The sequence below is a fragment of the Streptomyces sp. NPDC028711 genome (assembly GCF_055565415.1).
In genome coordinates this window covers 392,832-409,178 of the sequence record NZ_JBVHUJ010000008.1, presented here as the reverse complement: position 1 = coordinate 409,178, position 16,347 = coordinate 392,832, and the positions used below count along the sequence as shown (strand labels likewise).

The following is a 16,347-nucleotide window of genomic DNA, read 5'->3' as shown; positions in this document are numbered from 1 at the left end:
GCAGGGGGGACCCTGTGGGAGAGTAGGACGCCGCCGAACAATTTTTAGCCTCAACCCCCGGACTCTGTCCGGGGGTTGAGGCATTTTTGCGTTCTAAGCTGGGTGCCATGCGCTACGACCTGGTCATCTTCGACAACGACGGTGTGCTCGTGGACAGCGAGCCGATCTCCAACACGCTGTTGGCCGGCTATCTGACGGAGCTCGGGCATCCCACCTCGTACGAGGAATCGGTGCGGGACTACATGGGATCCGCGATGCACCGGATCCATGAGGTCGTCGAGGAGCGGAGTGGGCAGCGGTTGCCGGTGGATTTCGATGAGACCTTCCACGCGCGCGTATTCGCCGCTTTCCAGGCCGAATTGGAGGCAGTAGCCGGGGCCGAGGAGGTGCTCAAGCTGCTTGCCGGGGCCGGGGTTCCGTACTGTGTGGCCTCCTCGGGGAGCCATGAGCGGATCCGGGTGGGGCACCGGAAGACCGGGCTCGACGCCTGGTTCCCGGACGAGATCGTTTTCAGCGCCGAGGACGTCGGGCGGGGCAAGCCGGCGCCCGATCTTTTCCTTTACGCCGCATCCCGGATGGGCGTGGCCCCTGAGCGGTGTGTGGTGGTCGAGGACAGCCGGCTCGGGGTGCAGGCGGCGCTGGCGGCCGGGATGGACGCGTACGGGTTCACCGCGATGACGCCCGAGGAGAAGCTGACGGGCTCCCTCGGGTTCTTCCGTCGGATGGATGAGCTGCCCGCGATATTGGGGTTGTGATCGATCTACCCCGCAGTAGGTTCCGGGCCTACGCTGTGCCGCCATGACGGATGCGCGGTTGCGGCGTGGGCGGGGATCCCTGGCGGTCAGTTTCTTCGTGCAGGGCGTCACCTTCGCCCTGCTCGTGACCCGAATACCGGCGATCCAGGAGCAGTACGGGATCTCGGACGGGCTGCTGCCGGCGTTTCTGGCCGCCGTGCCGATCCTGGCCGGAGTGGCGAGCGTGGCGACGGAGAAGCTCGTCGCCAGAGTGGGGCCCGCGGTGGTGCTGCGGTGGGCCCAGCCGTTCGTTCTCCTTGCGCTGCTTGCCGTGGGGATGGGGAGCGGGATGTGGCAGGCGGCTGTCGCCCTGGGGCTCTTCGGGCTGGCGGTCGGTGCCCTGGACGCGTCCATGAACATGCTGGGGGTCAGCCTCCAGCGGGCGTACGGGCGGAGCATCATGCTCGGCTTCCACGCCTCGTACAGCCTCGGTGGGATCGCCGGTGCCTCGCTGGCCTGGGTGGGGGCCCATTGGGATCTGTCGCTGTTCGTGTCGTATCTGCCGGTGGTGGCGGTGTTGCTGCCCGTCGCGCTCGTCGGAAGCCGGTGGTACGTGGCCGGTGGGGACCGGCCGGCGGACGGGCCGGGGGAGAGCAAGGGGAGCGGGGTCCCGTTCAAGCTGCTGCTGCCGCTCTGTCTCGTCATGACCTTCGCGTACATAGGGGACTCGACCGTCTCCAACTGGAGTGCCAAGTACCTCCAGGACGTGCTCGGCAGTTCGGAGGAGCTGGCGACCGTGCCGTACAACGCGTACATGGTGACGACGCTTCTCGGGCGGGCCGTCGGGGACTTCGGTGTGCGGCGGATGGGGGCCGCGGCGGTCGTGCGGGCGGGGGCCGTGCTGGCCGCGGCGGGGTTCGCGGTGGTGGCGGTGTCGCCGGGGGCCTGGGTGGGGATCGCCGGGTTCACGGTCCTTGGCCTGGGCCTGAGTGTGCTCGTGCCGCAGACCTTCGCCGCGGCCGGTCGGGTGGCCTTCGAAAGTCGCGGGTCCGGCGGGAGTGACGCGGCCGTGGCGCGGCTCAACGTCTTCAACTACGTCGGTTTCCTCGTCGGGTCGCCGTTGGTGGGGGCGCTCGGGGACGTGTGGAGCTATCGCGGGGCGATGCTGGTGCCGATGGTGCTCGTCCTGGTGACGGTGGTGTATGCCACGTCGTTCGGCTCGCGAGCGGCCCGATACGGTGGCGGGCATGAGCGGCCGCGCACTGTTGATGTGGGATGAAGCTGTCACGGAGTACGACTTCGGGCCCGAGCATCCGATGGATCCCGTTCGGCTCGCGCTGACGATGTCGCTGGTGCGGGCGTACGGGCTCGACCGGGCGGTGGACGTCGTGGCGGCGAAGCCGGCGGGGGACTCGACGCTGCGGCTCGTCCACCGTGAGGACTACGTGGCCGCGGTCCGGGCCGCGTCGGCGGATCCGCTCCACGCCGACCAGGCGTACGGACTCGGCACGGTCGACGATCCGGCGTTCGCCGGGATGCACGAGGCGTCGGCGCTGATCGCCGGGCAGTCGGTGGGCGCGGCGGAGGCGGTCTGGCGCGGGGAGGCGACGCACGCGGTGAACTTCGCGGGCGGTCTGCATCACGCGATGCCGGGGTCCGCCTCGGGCTTCTGTGTCTACAACGACGCCTCGCTCGCGATCGCCCGGCTGCTCGAACTGGGCGCGGAGCGGGTCGCGTACGTGGATGTGGACGTGCACCACGGGGATGGGGTGCAGGCGGCGTTCTGGGAGGACCCCCGGGTGCTGACGGTCTCGCTGCACGAGCATCCGCGGACGCTGTTCCCGCAGACGGGGTGGCCGGAGGAGACGGGCGCCGCCGGTGCCGGTGAGGGCGGGGCCGTGAACGTGGCGCTGCCGGCGGGGACGGGGGACGCGGGGTGGCTGCGGGCCTTCCACGGGGTCGTACCGGAGTTGATCGCGGACTTCAGGCCGCAGGTGCTCGTCACCCAGCACGGGGCGGACACCCACTTCGAGGACCCGCTCGCGCATCTGGCGGTGTCGCTCGACGCGCAGCGGGCCGTCCAGGAGGCCTGTCACGAGCTGGCGCACGAGCATGCCGAGGGGCGGTGGCTGGCGCTCGGCGGCGGTGGGTACGCGGTGGTCGACGTCGTACCGCGGTCGTGGACGCATCTGGTGGGGATCGCGGCGCACGCTCCGGTGGACCCGGAGTCGGTGATCCCCTCGTCGTGGCGGGACGAGGTGTACGCGCGGACGCGGCAGCCGGGGCCGCGGCGGATGACGGACGGGCGGTGGCCGGTGGGCTTCCGTGACTGGTCCGAGGGGTACGACCCGGCGGACCGTCTGGACCAGGCGGTGCTCGCGACCAGGAAGGCGGCCTTTCCGCTGCGGGGGCTGCTCGCGTAGAGGCGCCCGGTCACCCGTAGAACGTTCGGGTGGGTGTTACGCCGACTGTGCGGTGTCCGGGGGGTTCGGGCTCCGCGGTCGGGGGGTTCCGGCAGCATCGGGGGAGTGTTGAGTACCGGGGCGCTGCGGGCGCATCTGTTGGCGGCGGGGTTGGCGGGAACGGTCGCGACGTCGCGGGAGGAGAGCCTGCGGAGCTACCGGCTCTTCGCCGCGCGCGATCCGCGGGTGTTGCTGGGGCTCGACCCCGCGTGGGGGTGGGGCGAGGCCGATCTGCTGCGGCTGATGGCCGACAAGTGCGGGGTCTCGGGGGATCCGGCGCACCGGTCGGGGCCCGATGTCATCGATCCCGAGCGGACGGTGCGGGGGCTCGACGCCTTCGCGGAGCGGTTGGGGGCGGCGGCGGCGCGGCGGGTTCCGGTGCTCATCGGGACGGGTCATCCGCACCGGCTGCTCGGTTTCTACGCCGCTCTGGCAGACGCCTTGTCGACGGCGGGATGTCTTGTTCTCACCCCGGCGCAGGGGCGATGTGTCGACATAACGACCCGGTTCGGTCTACGCACGTACGTCCTCGACTACGTCCGGGGGGTCGCGTTGGTGCGGGAGCCGGGGCCGTCGGGGGGTGGGCGCGAGCCGGGGGCGCACTCCCACTCGCCGCTGCCGGTCAGGGCCGCTCTGGAGAGCGCGGTGGAGTGCGGCGGGCCGCTGCCCGAGCTGGTGGTCGGGGATCACGGATGGGTCTGCGGGGCAGGTCAGCTGGGTATCGAGGCCATCGGTCTCGCCGATACGGATGATCCGGCGCTGTTCGTCGGTGAGGCGGAGGGGCAGGTGGCGGTCGCCGTTCCGCTTGATGACGGCGTGCGCTCCGACTACTACCGTCCACTGACGCGCTATGTACTCAATCGAGCGTGTCTGTCACGGTAAACGGGCGATCGCAGCTCCTCTTCCCCACTCGTACCACCCGCCCCTAGGCTGGAGCGTGAGCGCTCGGCGACGAAGAGTCACCGGAGGGGAAGCCGGTGGGCGTCGCGGCGGAAGGTACAGGTGGGTCATGGCTGCTGGCGAACGACCTCTCAACGAGGTCAAGTTTCTGACCGTGGCGGAAGTCGCCGCGGTGATGCGCGTGTCCAAGATGACCGTGTACCGCTTGGTGCACAGTGGTCATCTGCCGGCGATCCGGGTGGGCAGGTCCTTCCGGGTGCCGGAACAGGCGGTTCACGAGTACCTGCGGGAGTCCTTCGTGGGGGTGGGGACCGCGTAGCGCGAGCGCGGCGACAACGCCGGGAAAGCTCCGTATGTCCCTCGGATTACAAGCGCGGTGCTCGGGACGGTAGGCTAGGCCGACGTAGGTCGTGTGGGCCCAGACGCCCCGCACCGATTCCCGCCGGGAGGCGGGGATGTTCCGAGAAGTGAGCGAGGGTAGTCGTGGGCTCTGTTATCAAGAAGCGGCGTAAGCGGATGGCCAAGAAGAAGCACCGCAAGCTGCTGAAGCGCACGCGCGTTCAGCGTCGCAACAAGAAGTAAGGCGACAGCTGCTTCGCAGCGTTCAGTGCGTCAGGCGTGGCCCTTCACCGTTCGCGGTGGAGGGCCACGCTTTATTTGCGCGGAAATCCCGAGGCGCTACGGTGGCGACCAACGGAAGACGGACGGAAGGCGCTGATCTTGGGCAAGGTCGTGCTCGTCACCGGTGCCGCCCGGCATCTCGGGGGCCGCTTCGTGCGGCGGATCCAGCGGGATCCGGAGGTGGAGCGGGTGATCGCGGTGGACGCGGTCGACCCGGCGCACCAGCTCGGCGCCGCCGAGTTCGTACGGGCCGACATCAGGCGGCCGGAGATCGCCAAGGTCCTGGCCGAGCACGACGTCGACACGGTGGTCCATCTGGACGTCACCGGGACGGCGCTCGGGGGCGGCGGTCGTACGTCGGTCAAGGAGACCAACGTCATCGGCACCATGCAGCTGCTCGGGGCCTGCCAGAAGTCGCCGCGGATCAGCCGGCTCGTGATCAAGTCCAGTACCAGCGTCTACGGCTCCGCGCCCCGCGACCCGGCCGTCTTCACCGAGACGACGGCCGCGAAGTCGCTGCCCAGCGGGGGCTTCGCGAAGGACGCGGTCGAGGTCGAGGGGTACGTACGGGGCTTCGCCCGGCGCCGCCCCGACGTGGCCGTGTGCGTGCTGCGGTTCGCGAACATCCTCGGGCCTCGGATCGACTCCCCGCTGGCCGAGTACCTGGCACTGCCGATCATGCCGACCGTCCTCGGCTACGACCCGCGGCTGCAGTTCGTCCATGAGGACGACGTGATCGACGTGCTGCGCCTGGCGGCGCACGAGCCCCGCAGGGCCACCCTCAACAGCGGCACGTTCAACGTCGCGGGCGACGGGGTCCTGCTGCTCTCCCAGTGCGCGCGGAGGCTCGGACGGCCCACGGTGCCGGTGCTGCTGCCCGCGGTCACGTGGGTGGGGACGGCGCTGCGTACCGTCGGGATCACCGACTTCGCGCCGGAGCAGATCCGGCTGCTCACCCATGGCAGGGTCGTCTCGACGGTCCAGACGCGGGAGGTCCTCGGGTTCTCGCCGTGCCACAGCACGGCGGAGACCTTCGCCGACTTCGCGCGCGGCCTCGGGCCCGGGCTGCTGCCGCCCGAGGTGCTGGCCGGCGCGGTGGACCGGCTCGTGGGACGACTGGCTCCGTCGGCCGTACCGGCGGGCTCCGCTGACCCTGTTTCAGCCGCTCGCCCCGTTTCATCTGTTCCCCCCGTTCACGACGGCGCCTGAGGAGACCGGACAGCGATGGCGGACGCCAAGGTCATTCCGTTCGACGACGACCGGTCGCGGGCCCGGCGACGGCCCGGCCGCGCCGACGGCGAGGCACCGGCGGCCGTACGGGCCCTGCCGGGGCAGCAGCAGGGCTCCCAGCAGGGCTCTCAGGAGCCTGAGGAGGGCCTCCCGGACGGTCTGCCGGGTGACGGGGCCCAGGCGGGCGTCCAGGCGGCCGGATGGGAGCGGCGGCTCGCGGGCGGGCTCGCGTTCCTGCGGCGGCGCATCACCGGCGACTACGAGGTCGACGAGTTCGGCTACGACGAGGAGCTCACCGACCAGGTCCTGATGTCGCTGCTGCGCCCGCTGTACGAGAAGTACTTCCGGGTGGAGGTGAAGGGCGTCGAGAACATCCCGGCCGAGGGCGGGGCCCTCATCGTCGCCAACCACTCGGGGACCCTGCCGTTGGACGGGCTGATGATGCAGGTCGCCGTCCACGACCAGCATCCGGCCGGGCGGCACCTGCGGCTGCTCGCCGCCGACCTGGTCTTCGTGCTGCCGGTCGTCAACGAGCTGGCCCGCAAGGCGGGACACACCCTCGCCTGCGCGGAGGACGCGGAGCGGCTGCTGCGCGCCGGCGAGATCGTCGGCGTGATGCCGGAGGGGTTCAAGGGGATCGGGAAGCCCTTCGGGGAGCGGTACAAGCTCCAGCGGTTCGGGCGGGGAGGCTTCGTCTCGACGGCGCTGCGGGCGGGGGTGCCGATCGTGCCCTGCTCGATCGTCGGGGCGGAGGAGATATACCCCATGATCGGGAACGCCAAGACGCTGGCACGGGTGCTCGGCATCCCGTACTTCCCGCTCACCCCGACCTTTCCGTGGTTCGGGCCGCTCGGGGCGCTGCCGCTGCCGACGAAGTGGACGATCCAGTTCGGCGAGCCGATCCCGACGGACTCGTACGCGCCGGAGGCGGCGGAGGACCCGATGCTGATGTTCAACCTGACGGATCAGGTGCGGGAGCAGATCCAGCACACGCTCTACAAGCTGCTCGTCCAGCGGCGGTCGGTGTTCTTCTGAGTTGTGCCGGGCATGGAAGAAGGGGCGCCCCCCGTCCGTGGGGGCGCCCCTTCTCCTTGCTAGCGAGCGTCCTCGCTGTCGATGCCGAGGCCTGGAAGGAGGCCCGGCAGGAGTGGCGGAAGGGTCACGTCCGGCATCTCCGGTGTCGCGTCCTCGGCGGAGGGGACCGTGGGTGTGCCGGCCGGGTCGGGCTTGAACAGTCCGCCGGCGCTGCCGCCGAGGAGGCCGTCGTCCTCCGGTGAGGTGGTGCTGTCGTCCGCGCTCGGGCCGGTGCTCGTGCCGGGGCCGGACGGGCCGGGCGGTGCGGAGTGGCTGCCCGAGGGGGCGGCCTCGTCGGAGGAGGGCGGACGCTGGGAGTCCGTCCCCTCGGGGGCCTGCGGGGTGCTGGGAGTGCCGCTCGGGCTCTCCGAGCGGATCCCGCCCTTCTCGGGGGTGCGGGGCAGCACCGACTGGAGCGGCTCGACCTCTTCGTCCATGGCGTCGAAGACGTGTGTCACCTCACTGCCGACGTCCGCGAGTTGGACGGGAAGCCGGTCGCGCAGGCCGTTCCAGGTGTCCCGGTGGGCCTGGGCGAAGGAGTTGAGCCGGGCCATCGGGGCGATCTTGCCGTCCCGCTGGTACGCCTGCCGGAGCAGGCGGTGGCCCTCGCTGGCGTCGTGTCTCATTCCGCCGAGGACGCGGCGGATCTCGCTGAGCGACTCGTGGTCGAGGTCGCCGGAGCGGCCCCGCTCCATGAGTCTGCGGGCCTCGCTGAGTCGGGTGGATGCCTGGTCGAGGTAGATGCCGCCGCGGTCCGCGTCGTCGTCCGCCATGCCCAGCTTGATGTCTTCCATGCCTCGCTTGAGCCCGTAGAGCGAGTCACCGGGGAGCGCGTCGGAGCTGGCCGCGGCCACTCCGCCGAAGGCGCCCGCGGCCACACCGACCGTGAGGCCGCCGGCGGCGAGGCCCTTGGTCCAGCGGGAACGGGGGCGCAGCTTGCGCAGCGGGGACGCCCGGTGGGTGCCCTTGCCGCCGACGGTCCGCTGCTCCGGCACCGTGGCGCCCGCGCTCCCCTCCATGAGCATCGCTTCCATGGCGGCGACGAGCTGGGCTCGCTGCACCACTTTGACCTCGGGGTCCAGCTGTGGCTTCGGCAGCTCGCCGAGACCGTCCGTCAAGGCCAGAAGCCGTCCCTGCTCGGCCGGTTCGGCCGGGGCATCGGACTGCTCGGCCGCCGCGCCCTCGGACGCCCGGTCCTCCAGGGTCTGGGCGAAGGCGTTCGCCCGCCGGTGCGCCGATACGTTCGCGATCACTGGCGGCACCTCCTCTCGTCATGATGGTCGACTCCCCGGGGTGTCCGGAAGGTTGCACACCTTGAGCGCATCCACACGAAAGAGTGAGTGGCCGCGGACATGGCGTGTCCACAGGGAGCCTGCATCCCGCACAACGAGCGGCGCGGCACTTGGGTTACGCGCGAAAGATGATCGGACCAGTGCGTCATCGAGGCGTCACCGACGGTGAGTTGGTCGAGGGGCGAGGTGTGGGGGAGGAGCGGGGACGGAGCGGCGGGCCGGGGCTCGGTGGGCGCGTGTGGGGGGCGCGGACCGGTCAGCGGGCGTCGTCCGGCAGGAGGCGGGCCAGGGTGCGGACGGCCCGGTACTGAAGGGTCTTGATGGCTCCCTCGTTCTTGCCCATGACCCGGGCGGTCTCGGCGACCGAGAGGCCCTGGAGGAAGCGCAGGGTCACGCACTCCTGCTGCTGGGGGTTGAGGCGGCGGACCGCGTCGAGGAGGGCGGCGTTGGAGAGGGACTCCAGGACGGAGTCCTCGGGGCTGCGCTCGACCTCGTTGGCGTCGAGCATCTCGCCGGTGGTGACTTCCAGGCGGAAGCGGCTGGACTTGAAGTGGTCGGCGACCAGGTTCCTGGCGATGGTGACGAGCCAGGCGCCGAAGTCGCGGCCCTGCCAGGTGAAGGTGGAGATCCGGCGCAGGGCGCGCAGGAACGTCTCGCTGGTGAGGTCCTCCGCGGTCGCCTTTCCGCCGACGCGGTAGTAGATGTAGCGGTAGACGGTGTCGCTGTACTGGTCGTACAGGCGGCCGAAGGCCTCGGCCTCGCCCGCCTGGGCGCGTTCGACCAGGTCCATCATGCGGGCGCTGTCGCTGTCGGCGGTCGGCCGGCGGGCGGGGGTCGAGGTACCGGAACGGGCACCGCGTCTGCCCACGGCGGCGCCGCCGTCGGCCAGGGCATAGCAAGGGCCGGCGGGTGCCGGGGCGGCGAAGGCGAATGCGGGGACAGGGCCGGCGTACGCGGTGGGGACGAAGCCGCGCAAGAGGTCGAGGACCGTTGCGCGCAGCGTAGCCAGGCCCGAGGTGTCAACCCCGACGTGTGGGTACACGGGACTCCCAGAGGCAGAGCTTCCATCACGTGCAGTGCGGGACCGTTCACCCGTCGTGGCGACGTGAGGGGTCCTTTGTGCGTCTGAGGAGAATAACGCTTCGTACAGGCAGCGCTACACCCAGTTGCTCAAATCACCGGTTACGTCGGTTCTGTTACTGGTTGTAGTCGGAACTGCTCGCTGTTCGTGAGCAGTTCTTGATCGGTTTGCTTTCGAGTGTGACTGCACAGGCGTTGCGTTGTGCTCAAGTCCGCGGCGCGTGAGTGATCCGGGCCGCTGCGGGGTAAGGGGGCCGGAATGCCCGCGGGTCGACCTGTGCGGTGGTGTTCGACCACGGACGGGTGAGGGCCCGTGGTCCGGGGTTGTCGCAGATGATCGCAGCCGAAACGTATCGGCAGATGCGTGCGAAGGAGGGGCGGCCGGGCCTCAGTGGCGGCGGCGGTGCAGGGCCACCGCGGCGGCCGTGCCGCCGGCCAGGGCGCCCAGGCCCGCGGCGGCGGGGATGCCGACCTTGGCGGCCTTGCGGCCGGTCCGGTAGTCGCGCAGCCGCCAGTCCCTGTCCTTCGCGTGCCGGCGGAGCTTGGTGTCCGGGTTGATCGCGTACGGGTGCCCGACGAGCGAGAGCATCGGGATGTCGTTGTGCGAGTCGCTGTAGGCGGCGCAGCGGCCCAGGTCGAGTCCCTCGGCTGCGGCGAGAGCCCGTACCGCCTCGGCCTTCGCCGGGCCGTGCAGGGGCTCGCCGACCAGCTTGCCCGTGTAGACGCCGTCGACGGACTCGGCGACCGTGCCGAGCGCGCCGGTCAGGCCGAGTCGCCGGGCGATGATCGTGGCCGTCTCGACCGGGGCGGCCGTGACCAGCCAGACCTTCTGGCCCGCGTCCAGGTGGGCCTGGGCCAGGCCGCGGGTGCCGGGCCAGATGCGGTCGGCCATGTACTCGTCGTAGATCTCCTCGCCGATCGACATCAGTTCGGAGACGCGATGGCCCTTGACGATGGACAGGGCGCTGTCGCGGGCGTCCTGCATGTGCTCGGGGTCCTCGACGCCGGCGAGCCGGAACCACGCCTGCTGCCAGGCGAAGCGGGCGAGTTCACGGCGCTGGAAGAACTTCCTCTTGTAGAGGCCCCGGCCGAAGTGGAAGATCGCGGCGCCCTGCATCACGGTGTTGTCGAGGTCGAAGAAGGCGGCCGCCCGTACGTCGCCGACGACCGGGAACTCGGGCTCGGCCGGCGCCTCGGCCTCCGTGGTGGCCGCCGCCTCCTCCCGCTCCCGTTCCAGCTGGAGCGAGGACTTGCGCGCTGCCTCGGCAGCGGCCTCGCCTGCGAGGACGCTGCGCGCGGTGGCGGAGCGCCTACGGGGGGTGAGCCATCCCAGAGCGGCCATGCGGTGAGCATAGCCAGTCTGTTCGGGACTTCCCGGGTTGTGACGATGCCGCGGCGTGAACACTGCGGGGCTCTCCTGTTAATCGGGACAGAATGGGCGCATGTTCGGACGGACGAAGAAGAAGGACGCCGGGTCGCGCACCGTGACGCTGATCGGCAAGCCGGGATGTCATCTCTGCGACGACGCCCGGGCGGTGATCGAGACCGTGTGCGCGGAGACAGGAGCACGCTGGGAGGAGAAGGACATCACCCGGGACGAGGAGCTCCACCGGGCGTACTGGGAGCAGATTCCCGTCGTCCTGATCGACGGCGAGCAGCACACGTTCTGGCGGGTGGACGCCGGGCGGCTCCGGCGTGAACTGGGTGCGTGACCGAAAGCGGGCTACCATCGTGGACGTTTTGTTGGCTTTCGGGGGCGGCGCCGTGAGGAGAGTGTGCGGTTATGCCCCCTTCGGGCTCTCAACGCGCTGACGCGCTCCGCGGTTCCGCGACGATACGAACCAGCCGCGTGACCCCGGTCACTTTGGCCAGACAAAACGGACACCATCTTTGTGCACGCGTTCACAAAGACATAGCCTGCATTCGACGGGGCGGTCTTGTGACATATGGCCGCCTGCAGCCCCGCTCATCCCGCAGGAGCACCGTGGCAACTGGCCGAACTCACCGACCGGCGACCCGTAGCCGAGGAATTCCCGAGGCCACCGTCGCCCGGCTTCCGCTGTATCTCCGCGCACTCACCGCGCTCTCGGAGCGTTCCGTACCCACGGTCTCCTCCGAGGAACTCGCGGCCGCGGCGGGGGTCAACTCGGCGAAGCTCCGCAAGGACTTCAGCTACCTCGGCTCCTACGGCACCCGCGGGGTCGGCTACGACGTCGAGTACCTCGTCTACCAGATCTCCCGCGAGCTCGGCCTCACCCAGGACTGGCCGGTCGTCATCGTCGGCATCGGTAACCTCGGTGCCGCGCTCGCCGGCTACGGCGGCTTCGCCTCCCGAGGCTTCCGTGTCGCCGCGCTGATCGACGCCGACCCCGCCATGACCGGCAAGCCGGTCGCCGGGATCCCCGTCCAGCACAGCGACGACCTCGAGAAGATCATCGAGGAGGACGGCGTCTCCATCGGCGTCATCGCGACCCCGGCCGGCGTCGCCCAGCAGGTCTGCGACCGGCTCGTCGCCGCCGGAGTCACCTCCATCCTGAACTTCGCCCCCACCGTGCTCTCCGTGCCCGACGGCGTGGACGTACGCAAGGTCGACCTCTCCATCGAGCTGCAGATCCTCGCCTTCCACGAGCAGCGCAAGGCCGGCGAGGAGTCGAACGCCGAGGCCGGTACGGACACCGGCGCCGAGGCGGAGACCGCCGCGGCCGCCGTACCCCCGGCCCCCCGTGGCACCACGGGCGCCCACCGCAAGGGACCCGACGGGGACGTCCCCGCCGTGATGCCGGCATGAGCCTCCTCGTCGTCGGGCTGAGCCACCGCAGCGCCCCGGTCTCCATCCTGGAGCGGGCCGCGCTGTCGGGGGACACCCAGGCCAAGCTCCTCCAGGACACCCTCGCCGCCGAGCCGGCCGCCGAAGGCACCGTCCTCGCCACCTGCAACCGCATCGAGCTCTACGCCGACGTGGACAAGTTCCACGCCGGTGTCGCCGAGCTGTCCACCCTGCTCGCGCAGCACAGCGGCGTCGGCCTGGACGAGCTCACCCCCTATCTCTACGTGCACTACGAGGACCGCGCCGTCCACCACCTCTTCTCGGTGGCCTGCGGACTCGACTCCATGGTCGTCGGCGAGGGCCAGATCCTCGGCCAGATCAAGGACGCCCTCGCCCTCGGCCAGGAACTGCACACCGCGGGACGCCTCCTCAACGACCTGTTCCAGCAGGCCCTGCGCGTCGGCAAGCGCGCCCACAGCGAGACCGGGATCGACCGGGCCGGACAGTCCCTCGTCACCTTCGGTCTCGAACAGCTCGCCGACGGCACCGACGTCGACACCTGGGCCAAGGGCAAGAGGGCGCTCGTCATCGGCGCCGGATCGATGTCCTCGCTCGCCGCCGCCACGCTCGCGCGTGCCGGCGTCTCCGAGATCGTCATCGCCAACCGCACCCTCGCCCGCGCCGAGCGGCTCGCACAGATCCTGAGCGAGCCCGGGGGCACGGGGGTCACCGCCCACGCGGCCGAGATGGTTGCCGTCGGCGACGAACTGACACGTGCCGACATCGTCGTCTCCTGCACCGGCGCCACCGGACTCGTCCTCACCGGCGACGCAGTCGAGACCGCCGTGCAGGGCCGGCGCACCCCGCTCGCCCTCCTCGACCTCGCCATGCCCCGCGACATCGACGCCGCCGCACACCGCATCCCCGGCGTCCGGCTCGTCGACATCGAATCGCTCGCCGAGGCCTCCGCCGACGCCCCCATGGCCGCCGACGTCGACCTCGTACGCGGCATCGTCTCCGACGAGGTCGCCGCCTTCGGCGCCGCCCAGCGCGCCGCCCACATCACCCCCACCGTCGTCGCCCTGCGCACCATGGCCGCCGACGTGGTGGCCAACGAGGTCGCACGGCTCGAGGGCCGGCTGCCCGGCCTCGACGACAAGCAGCGCGCCGAGATCACCCAGACCGTGCGCCGCGTGGTCGACAAGCTCCTGCACGCGCCGACCGTGCGGGTCAAGCAGCTGGCCAGCGAGCCCGGCGGCGCCGGGTACGCGGACGCGCTGCGGACACTCTTCGACCTCGACCCGGAGACGGTGGCTGCTGTCAGCCGGGCCGACCTGAATGACGCCGACGTCAAGAACCGAGGGCGAGTATGACCGAGAGGGCACTGAGGCTCGGGACCAGGCGCAGCAAGCTCGCCATGGCCCAGTCCGGGCACGTGGCCGACGCCGTCCGGCAGCTGACCGGCCGGCCCGTCGAGCTCGTGGAGATCACGACGTACGGGGACACCTCCCGGGAGCACCTCGCGCAGATCGGCGGCACCGGCGTCTTCGTCGCCGCCCTGCGCGACGCGCTGCTCGCCGACGAGGTGGACTTCGCCGTCCACTCCCTGAAGGACCTGCCGACCACCCAGCACCCCGACCTGGTGCTGGCGGCGATCCCCCGGCGCGAGGACCCGCGCGACGTACTGATCGCCCGCGACGGCCTGACGCTGGACCGGCTGCCCCAGGGCGCCCGGATCGGCACCGGCTCGCCGCGACGCATGGCCCAGCTCCACGCGTACGCGCGCAGCCACGGCCTGGAGATCACCTGCGTCCCGATCCGCGGCAACATCGACACCCGGATCGGCTACGTACGCAAGGGAGAGCTGGACGCGGTGGTCCTCGCCGCGGCCGGCCTCAACCGCATCGGCGGAACGGAGGAGCTCATCGGCTCCCTGTCGCTCGACCGCCTGTCGGTCGACTCCGTCCTGCCCGCCCCCGGCCAGGGGGCCCTGGCGATCGAGTGTCCGGCGTCCGACGCCGACCTCGTCGCCGCGCTCGGCGCGCTCGACGACCCGCTCACCCGGGCCGCCGTCACCGCCGAACGATCCCTGCTCGCCGCCCTGGAGGCCGGCTGCTCCGCACCCGTGGGTGCGCTGGCCGACCTGCTGGCCGACGACCCCGGTCACGGGCAGGTTGTCACCGAAATGCGCCTGCGCGGCGTCGTCGGCACCACCGACGGCTCGACGCTGGTGCAGCTGTCCACCACCGGACCCGTACCCACCTCGCACGACGAGGCCATGGCGCTCGGACGCGAACTCGCGGACGAGATGCTCGCCAAGGGTGCGGCCGGTCTTATGGGGGAGCGAGCACTTTGAACCCCACCCGCCCGACCACCAGCCCGCTGTCCCCGGCCTTCGCGGGCCATGGGCACGTCACATTCCTCGGCGCAGGCCCCGGTGACCCCGGACTCCTGACCCTCAGGGCCGTGGAGGCCCTCGCCGGAGCGGATGTCCTGATCGCCGAGCCGGAGGTGCTCGAGGTCGTTCGCGGCCACGCGCGCGCGGGGGTGAGCACGCCGGAGCTGACGATCGTTGACGAGGCGTCAACAACCGCCGGTGTCCCCGTGTTGAGGGACGCGGCCAATCTTGTCATGGAGGCCGCGAGGGGCGGCAGGCGGGTCGTCCGTGCGGTGACCGGCGACCCCGGCCTCGACGGGAACGCGGGAGCCGAGATGCTCGCGTGCGCCACCGAGGGCATCCCCTTCGAGGTCGTCCCCGGCGTCGCCACCGCCGTCGGCGTACCCGCCTACGCCGGTGTCCCGCTCCGCGACGCCCAGGGCACCGACGTCCGCTTCGTCGACGCCCGCACCGCCGACGAGCGGTGCTGGACCGAGGTCGGCGCCTCCGACGGCACCGTCGTCGTGTCCACCTCGCTCGACTCGGTGGCCGCCGCCGCCGGTGAACTCGTGGCGGCCGGCCGCAAGCCCGACACCCCGCTCACCGTCACCATCGGCGGCACCACCACCCGCCAGCGGACCTGGAACGCCACGCTCGGCACCATCGCCCAGGTCTTCAAGCAGGGCAAGGTCCTCCCCTCGCCCGAGGGCCACCGGCCGGTCATAGCCGTGGTCGGCGAGCGCAGCGCCCCGGCGCAGCGGGACCAGCTGTCGTGGTTCGAGTCGAAGCCCCTCTTCGGGTGGCGGGTGCTCGTGCCGCGCACCAAGGAGCAGGCCGCGTCGCTCTCCGACCAGCTGCGTTCGTACGGCGCGGTGCCGCACGAGGTGCCGACGATCGCCGTCGAGCCGCCGCGCACCCCGCAGCAGATGGAGCGGGCGGTCAAGGGGCTCGTCACCGGACGGTACGAGTGGATCGCCTTCACCTCCGTCAACGCGGTCAAGGCCGTACGGGAGAAGTTCGAGGAGTACGGGCTCGACGCCCGCGCCTTCGCCGGGATCAAGGTCGCGGCGGTGGGCGAGCAGACGGCCGCGGCGCTCGTCGACTTCGGTGTGAAGCCGGACCTGGTGCCGAGTGGCGAGCAGTCGGCGGCGGGGCTGTTGGAGGACTGGCCGCCGTACGACCCCGTCTTCGACCCGATCGACCGGGTGTTCCTGCCGCGGGCCGACATCGCGACCGAGACGCTGGTCGCGGGGCTCATCGAGCTCGGGTGGGAGGTCGACGACGTCACCGCCTACCGGACCGTACGGGCTTCGCCGCCGCCGGCGGACACGCGGGAGGCGATCAAGGGCGGCGGCTTCGACGCCGTGCTCTTCACGTCGTCGTCGACCGTGCGGAACCTCGTCGGTATCGCCGGGAAGCCGCACAACGTGACCGTGATCGCGTGCATCGGGCCCGCGACCGCCAAGACGGCCGAGGAGCATGGGCTGCGGGTGGATGTTCTCTCGCCCGAGCCGTCCGTGCACAAGCTCGCCGAGGCGCTCGCGGACTTCGGGCTGCGGCGGCGGGAGGCCGCGCTGGAGGCGGGGGATCCTGTCACTCGGCCCAGTGAGCGGCGGCCTGGCGCTCGGCGGCGTCGTACGACGTAGTAGCGCAGTGCGTCTTCGGGGCGCGGGACCTTTGGGGTTCCGCGCCCCTTCGCGTTGCCAGGGCATGGGTGGTGCGGGTCCCAGCAGGAGGGCGCCGTGCTGGTGGTGCGGGTTCGGGCGCGGGAGCCTGGGCCCGGCTGGGGGCGCCGTCCCGTGTGCCCACC

16 protein-coding genes are annotated in these 16,347 nt (G+C 71.3%); 13 read left to right on the top strand and 3 right to left on the bottom strand.

Translation table 11 applies throughout. The features are described from left to right. Positions 1-107 precede the first annotated feature (107 nt). From ACZ4VK_RS25710 to ACZ4VK_RS25675, 8 genes are all read left to right on the top strand, one after another. Complete coding sequence (locus ACZ4VK_RS25710; RefSeq protein WP_468356330.1) at positions 108-755, top strand: HAD family hydrolase; 648 nt, start codon at positions 108-110, stop codon at positions 753-755. Positions 756-798: 43 nt separating this feature from the next. Beyond that, entirely contained in the window at positions 799-2,013 is a 1,215-nt protein-coding gene (locus ACZ4VK_RS25705) for an MFS transporter (RefSeq protein ID WP_468356327.1), read from the top strand. After that, positions 1,982-3,157 carry an acetoin utilization protein AcuC gene (locus tag ACZ4VK_RS25700; protein ID WP_468356324.1) on the top strand — a complete coding sequence of 392 codons (1,176 nt, stop codon included), beginning with the start codon at positions 1,982-1,984 and terminating at the stop codon, positions 3,155-3,157. Before ACZ4VK_RS25705 ends, ACZ4VK_RS25700 begins: the two co-directional genes overlap by 32 nt. A 105-nt stretch (positions 3,158-3,262) precedes the next feature. Beyond that, positions 3,263-4,078, top strand: a complete 816-nt coding sequence (locus ACZ4VK_RS25695) for a phosphatase (RefSeq protein ID WP_468356321.1) — start codon at positions 3,263-3,265, stop codon at positions 4,076-4,078. 127 nt (positions 4,079-4,205) lie between these two features. After that, positions 4,206-4,415 (top strand): helix-turn-helix domain-containing protein, encoded by a 210-nt coding sequence (locus tag ACZ4VK_RS25690; RefSeq protein ID WP_367824616.1) that lies wholly within the window; start codon positions 4,206-4,208, stop codon positions 4,413-4,415. A 164-nt stretch (positions 4,416-4,579) separates the two neighbouring features. Beyond that, positions 4,580-4,678: a 30S ribosomal protein bS22 gene (locus tag ACZ4VK_RS25685; RefSeq protein WP_003948845.1), complete on the top strand. Its 99-nt coding sequence runs from the start codon at positions 4,580-4,582 to the stop codon at positions 4,676-4,678. 138 nt (positions 4,679-4,816) lie between these two features. Continuing rightward, a complete protein-coding gene (locus ACZ4VK_RS25680; RefSeq protein ID WP_468356317.1) occupies positions 4,817-5,926 on the top strand; it encodes an NAD-dependent epimerase/dehydratase family protein in 1,110 nt (369 codons plus the stop codon). A 15-nt stretch (positions 5,927-5,941) separates the two neighbouring features. Next, entirely contained in the window at positions 5,942-6,982 is a 1,041-nt protein-coding gene (locus ACZ4VK_RS25675) for a lysophospholipid acyltransferase family protein (protein WP_468356314.1), read from the top strand. A gap of 59 nt (positions 6,983-7,041) precedes the next feature. On the opposite strand, the gene ACZ4VK_RS25670 is transcribed toward ACZ4VK_RS25675, so the two are convergent. The 3 genes from ACZ4VK_RS25670 to ACZ4VK_RS25660 form a co-directional block, all read right to left on the bottom strand. Next, complete coding sequence (locus tag ACZ4VK_RS25670) at positions 7,042-8,274, bottom strand: DUF5667 domain-containing protein (protein ID WP_468356311.1); 1,233 nt, start codon at positions 8,272-8,274, stop codon at positions 7,042-7,044. A 295-nt stretch (positions 8,275-8,569) separates the two neighbouring features. Beyond that, entirely contained in the window at positions 8,570-9,355 is a 786-nt protein-coding gene (locus ACZ4VK_RS25665) for an ECF subfamily RNA polymerase sigma factor, BldN family (protein ID WP_389685033.1), read from the bottom strand. A gap of 426 nt (positions 9,356-9,781) precedes the next feature. Continuing rightward, a complete protein-coding gene (locus ACZ4VK_RS25660) occupies positions 9,782-10,735 on the bottom strand; it encodes an HAD family hydrolase (RefSeq protein ID WP_468356307.1) in 954 nt (317 codons plus the stop codon). A 100-nt stretch (positions 10,736-10,835) separates the two neighbouring features. On the opposite strand from ACZ4VK_RS25660, the gene ACZ4VK_RS25655 reads away from it, so the two are divergent. From ACZ4VK_RS25655 to ACZ4VK_RS25635, 5 genes are all read left to right on the top strand, one after another. After that, complete coding sequence (locus ACZ4VK_RS25655) at positions 10,836-11,105, top strand: glutaredoxin family protein (protein WP_468356304.1); 270 nt, start codon at positions 10,836-10,838, stop codon at positions 11,103-11,105. A gap of 272 nt (positions 11,106-11,377) precedes the next feature. Beyond that, entirely contained in the window at positions 11,378-12,181 is an 804-nt protein-coding gene (locus tag ACZ4VK_RS25650) for a redox-sensing transcriptional repressor Rex (protein WP_468356301.1), read from the top strand. Continuing rightward, positions 12,178-13,533: a glutamyl-tRNA reductase gene (locus ACZ4VK_RS25645; RefSeq protein WP_468356298.1), complete on the top strand. Its 1,356-nt coding sequence runs from the start codon at positions 12,178-12,180 to the stop codon at positions 13,531-13,533. The genes ACZ4VK_RS25650 and ACZ4VK_RS25645 overlap by 4 nt, the downstream gene beginning before the upstream one ends. Beyond that, the gene (gene hemC, locus ACZ4VK_RS25640; RefSeq protein WP_468356295.1) at positions 13,530-14,516 is read left to right on the top strand and encodes a hydroxymethylbilane synthase; all 987 of its coding nucleotides are present in this window, start codon (positions 13,530-13,532) and stop codon (positions 14,514-14,516) included. Before ACZ4VK_RS25645 ends, hemC begins: the two co-directional genes overlap by 4 nt. Next, positions 14,513-16,183 (top strand): bifunctional uroporphyrinogen-III C-methyltransferase/uroporphyrinogen-III synthase, encoded by a 1,671-nt coding sequence (locus ACZ4VK_RS25635; RefSeq protein WP_468356292.1) that lies wholly within the window; start codon positions 14,513-14,515, stop codon positions 16,181-16,183. Before hemC ends, ACZ4VK_RS25635 begins: the two co-directional genes overlap by 4 nt. The last annotated feature ends 164 nt before the right edge of the window (positions 16,184-16,347 follow it).

What these genes read in the sequence shown, in the direction of transcription:
- ACZ4VK_RS25710 (WP_468356330.1), top strand. Translation starts at nt 108, where the DNA reads ATGCGCTACGACCTGGTCATCTTCGACAACGACGGTGTGCTCGTGGAC.
- ACZ4VK_RS25705 (WP_468356327.1), top strand. Translation starts at nt 799, where the DNA reads ATGACGGATGCGCGGTTGCGGCGTGGGCGGGGATCCCTGGCGGTCAGT.
- ACZ4VK_RS25700 (WP_468356324.1), top strand. Translation starts at nt 1,982, where the DNA reads ATGAGCGGCCGCGCACTGTTGATGTGGGATGAAGCTGTCACGGAGTAC.
- ACZ4VK_RS25690 (WP_367824616.1), top strand. Translation starts at nt 4,206, where the DNA reads ATGGCTGCTGGCGAACGACCTCTCAACGAGGTCAAGTTTCTGACCGTG.
- ACZ4VK_RS25675 (WP_468356314.1), top strand. Translation starts at nt 5,942, where the DNA reads ATGGCGGACGCCAAGGTCATTCCGTTCGACGACGACCGGTCGCGGGCC.
- ACZ4VK_RS25660 (WP_468356307.1), bottom strand. Translation starts at nt 10,735, where the DNA reads ATGGCCGCTCTGGGATGGCTCACCCCCCGTAGGCGCTCCGCCACCGCG.
- ACZ4VK_RS25655 (WP_468356304.1), top strand. Translation starts at nt 10,836, where the DNA reads ATGTTCGGACGGACGAAGAAGAAGGACGCCGGGTCGCGCACCGTGACG.
- ACZ4VK_RS25645 (WP_468356298.1), top strand. Translation starts at nt 12,178, where the DNA reads ATGAGCCTCCTCGTCGTCGGGCTGAGCCACCGCAGCGCCCCGGTCTCC.
- hemC (WP_468356295.1), top strand. Translation starts at nt 13,530, where the DNA reads ATGACCGAGAGGGCACTGAGGCTCGGGACCAGGCGCAGCAAGCTCGCC.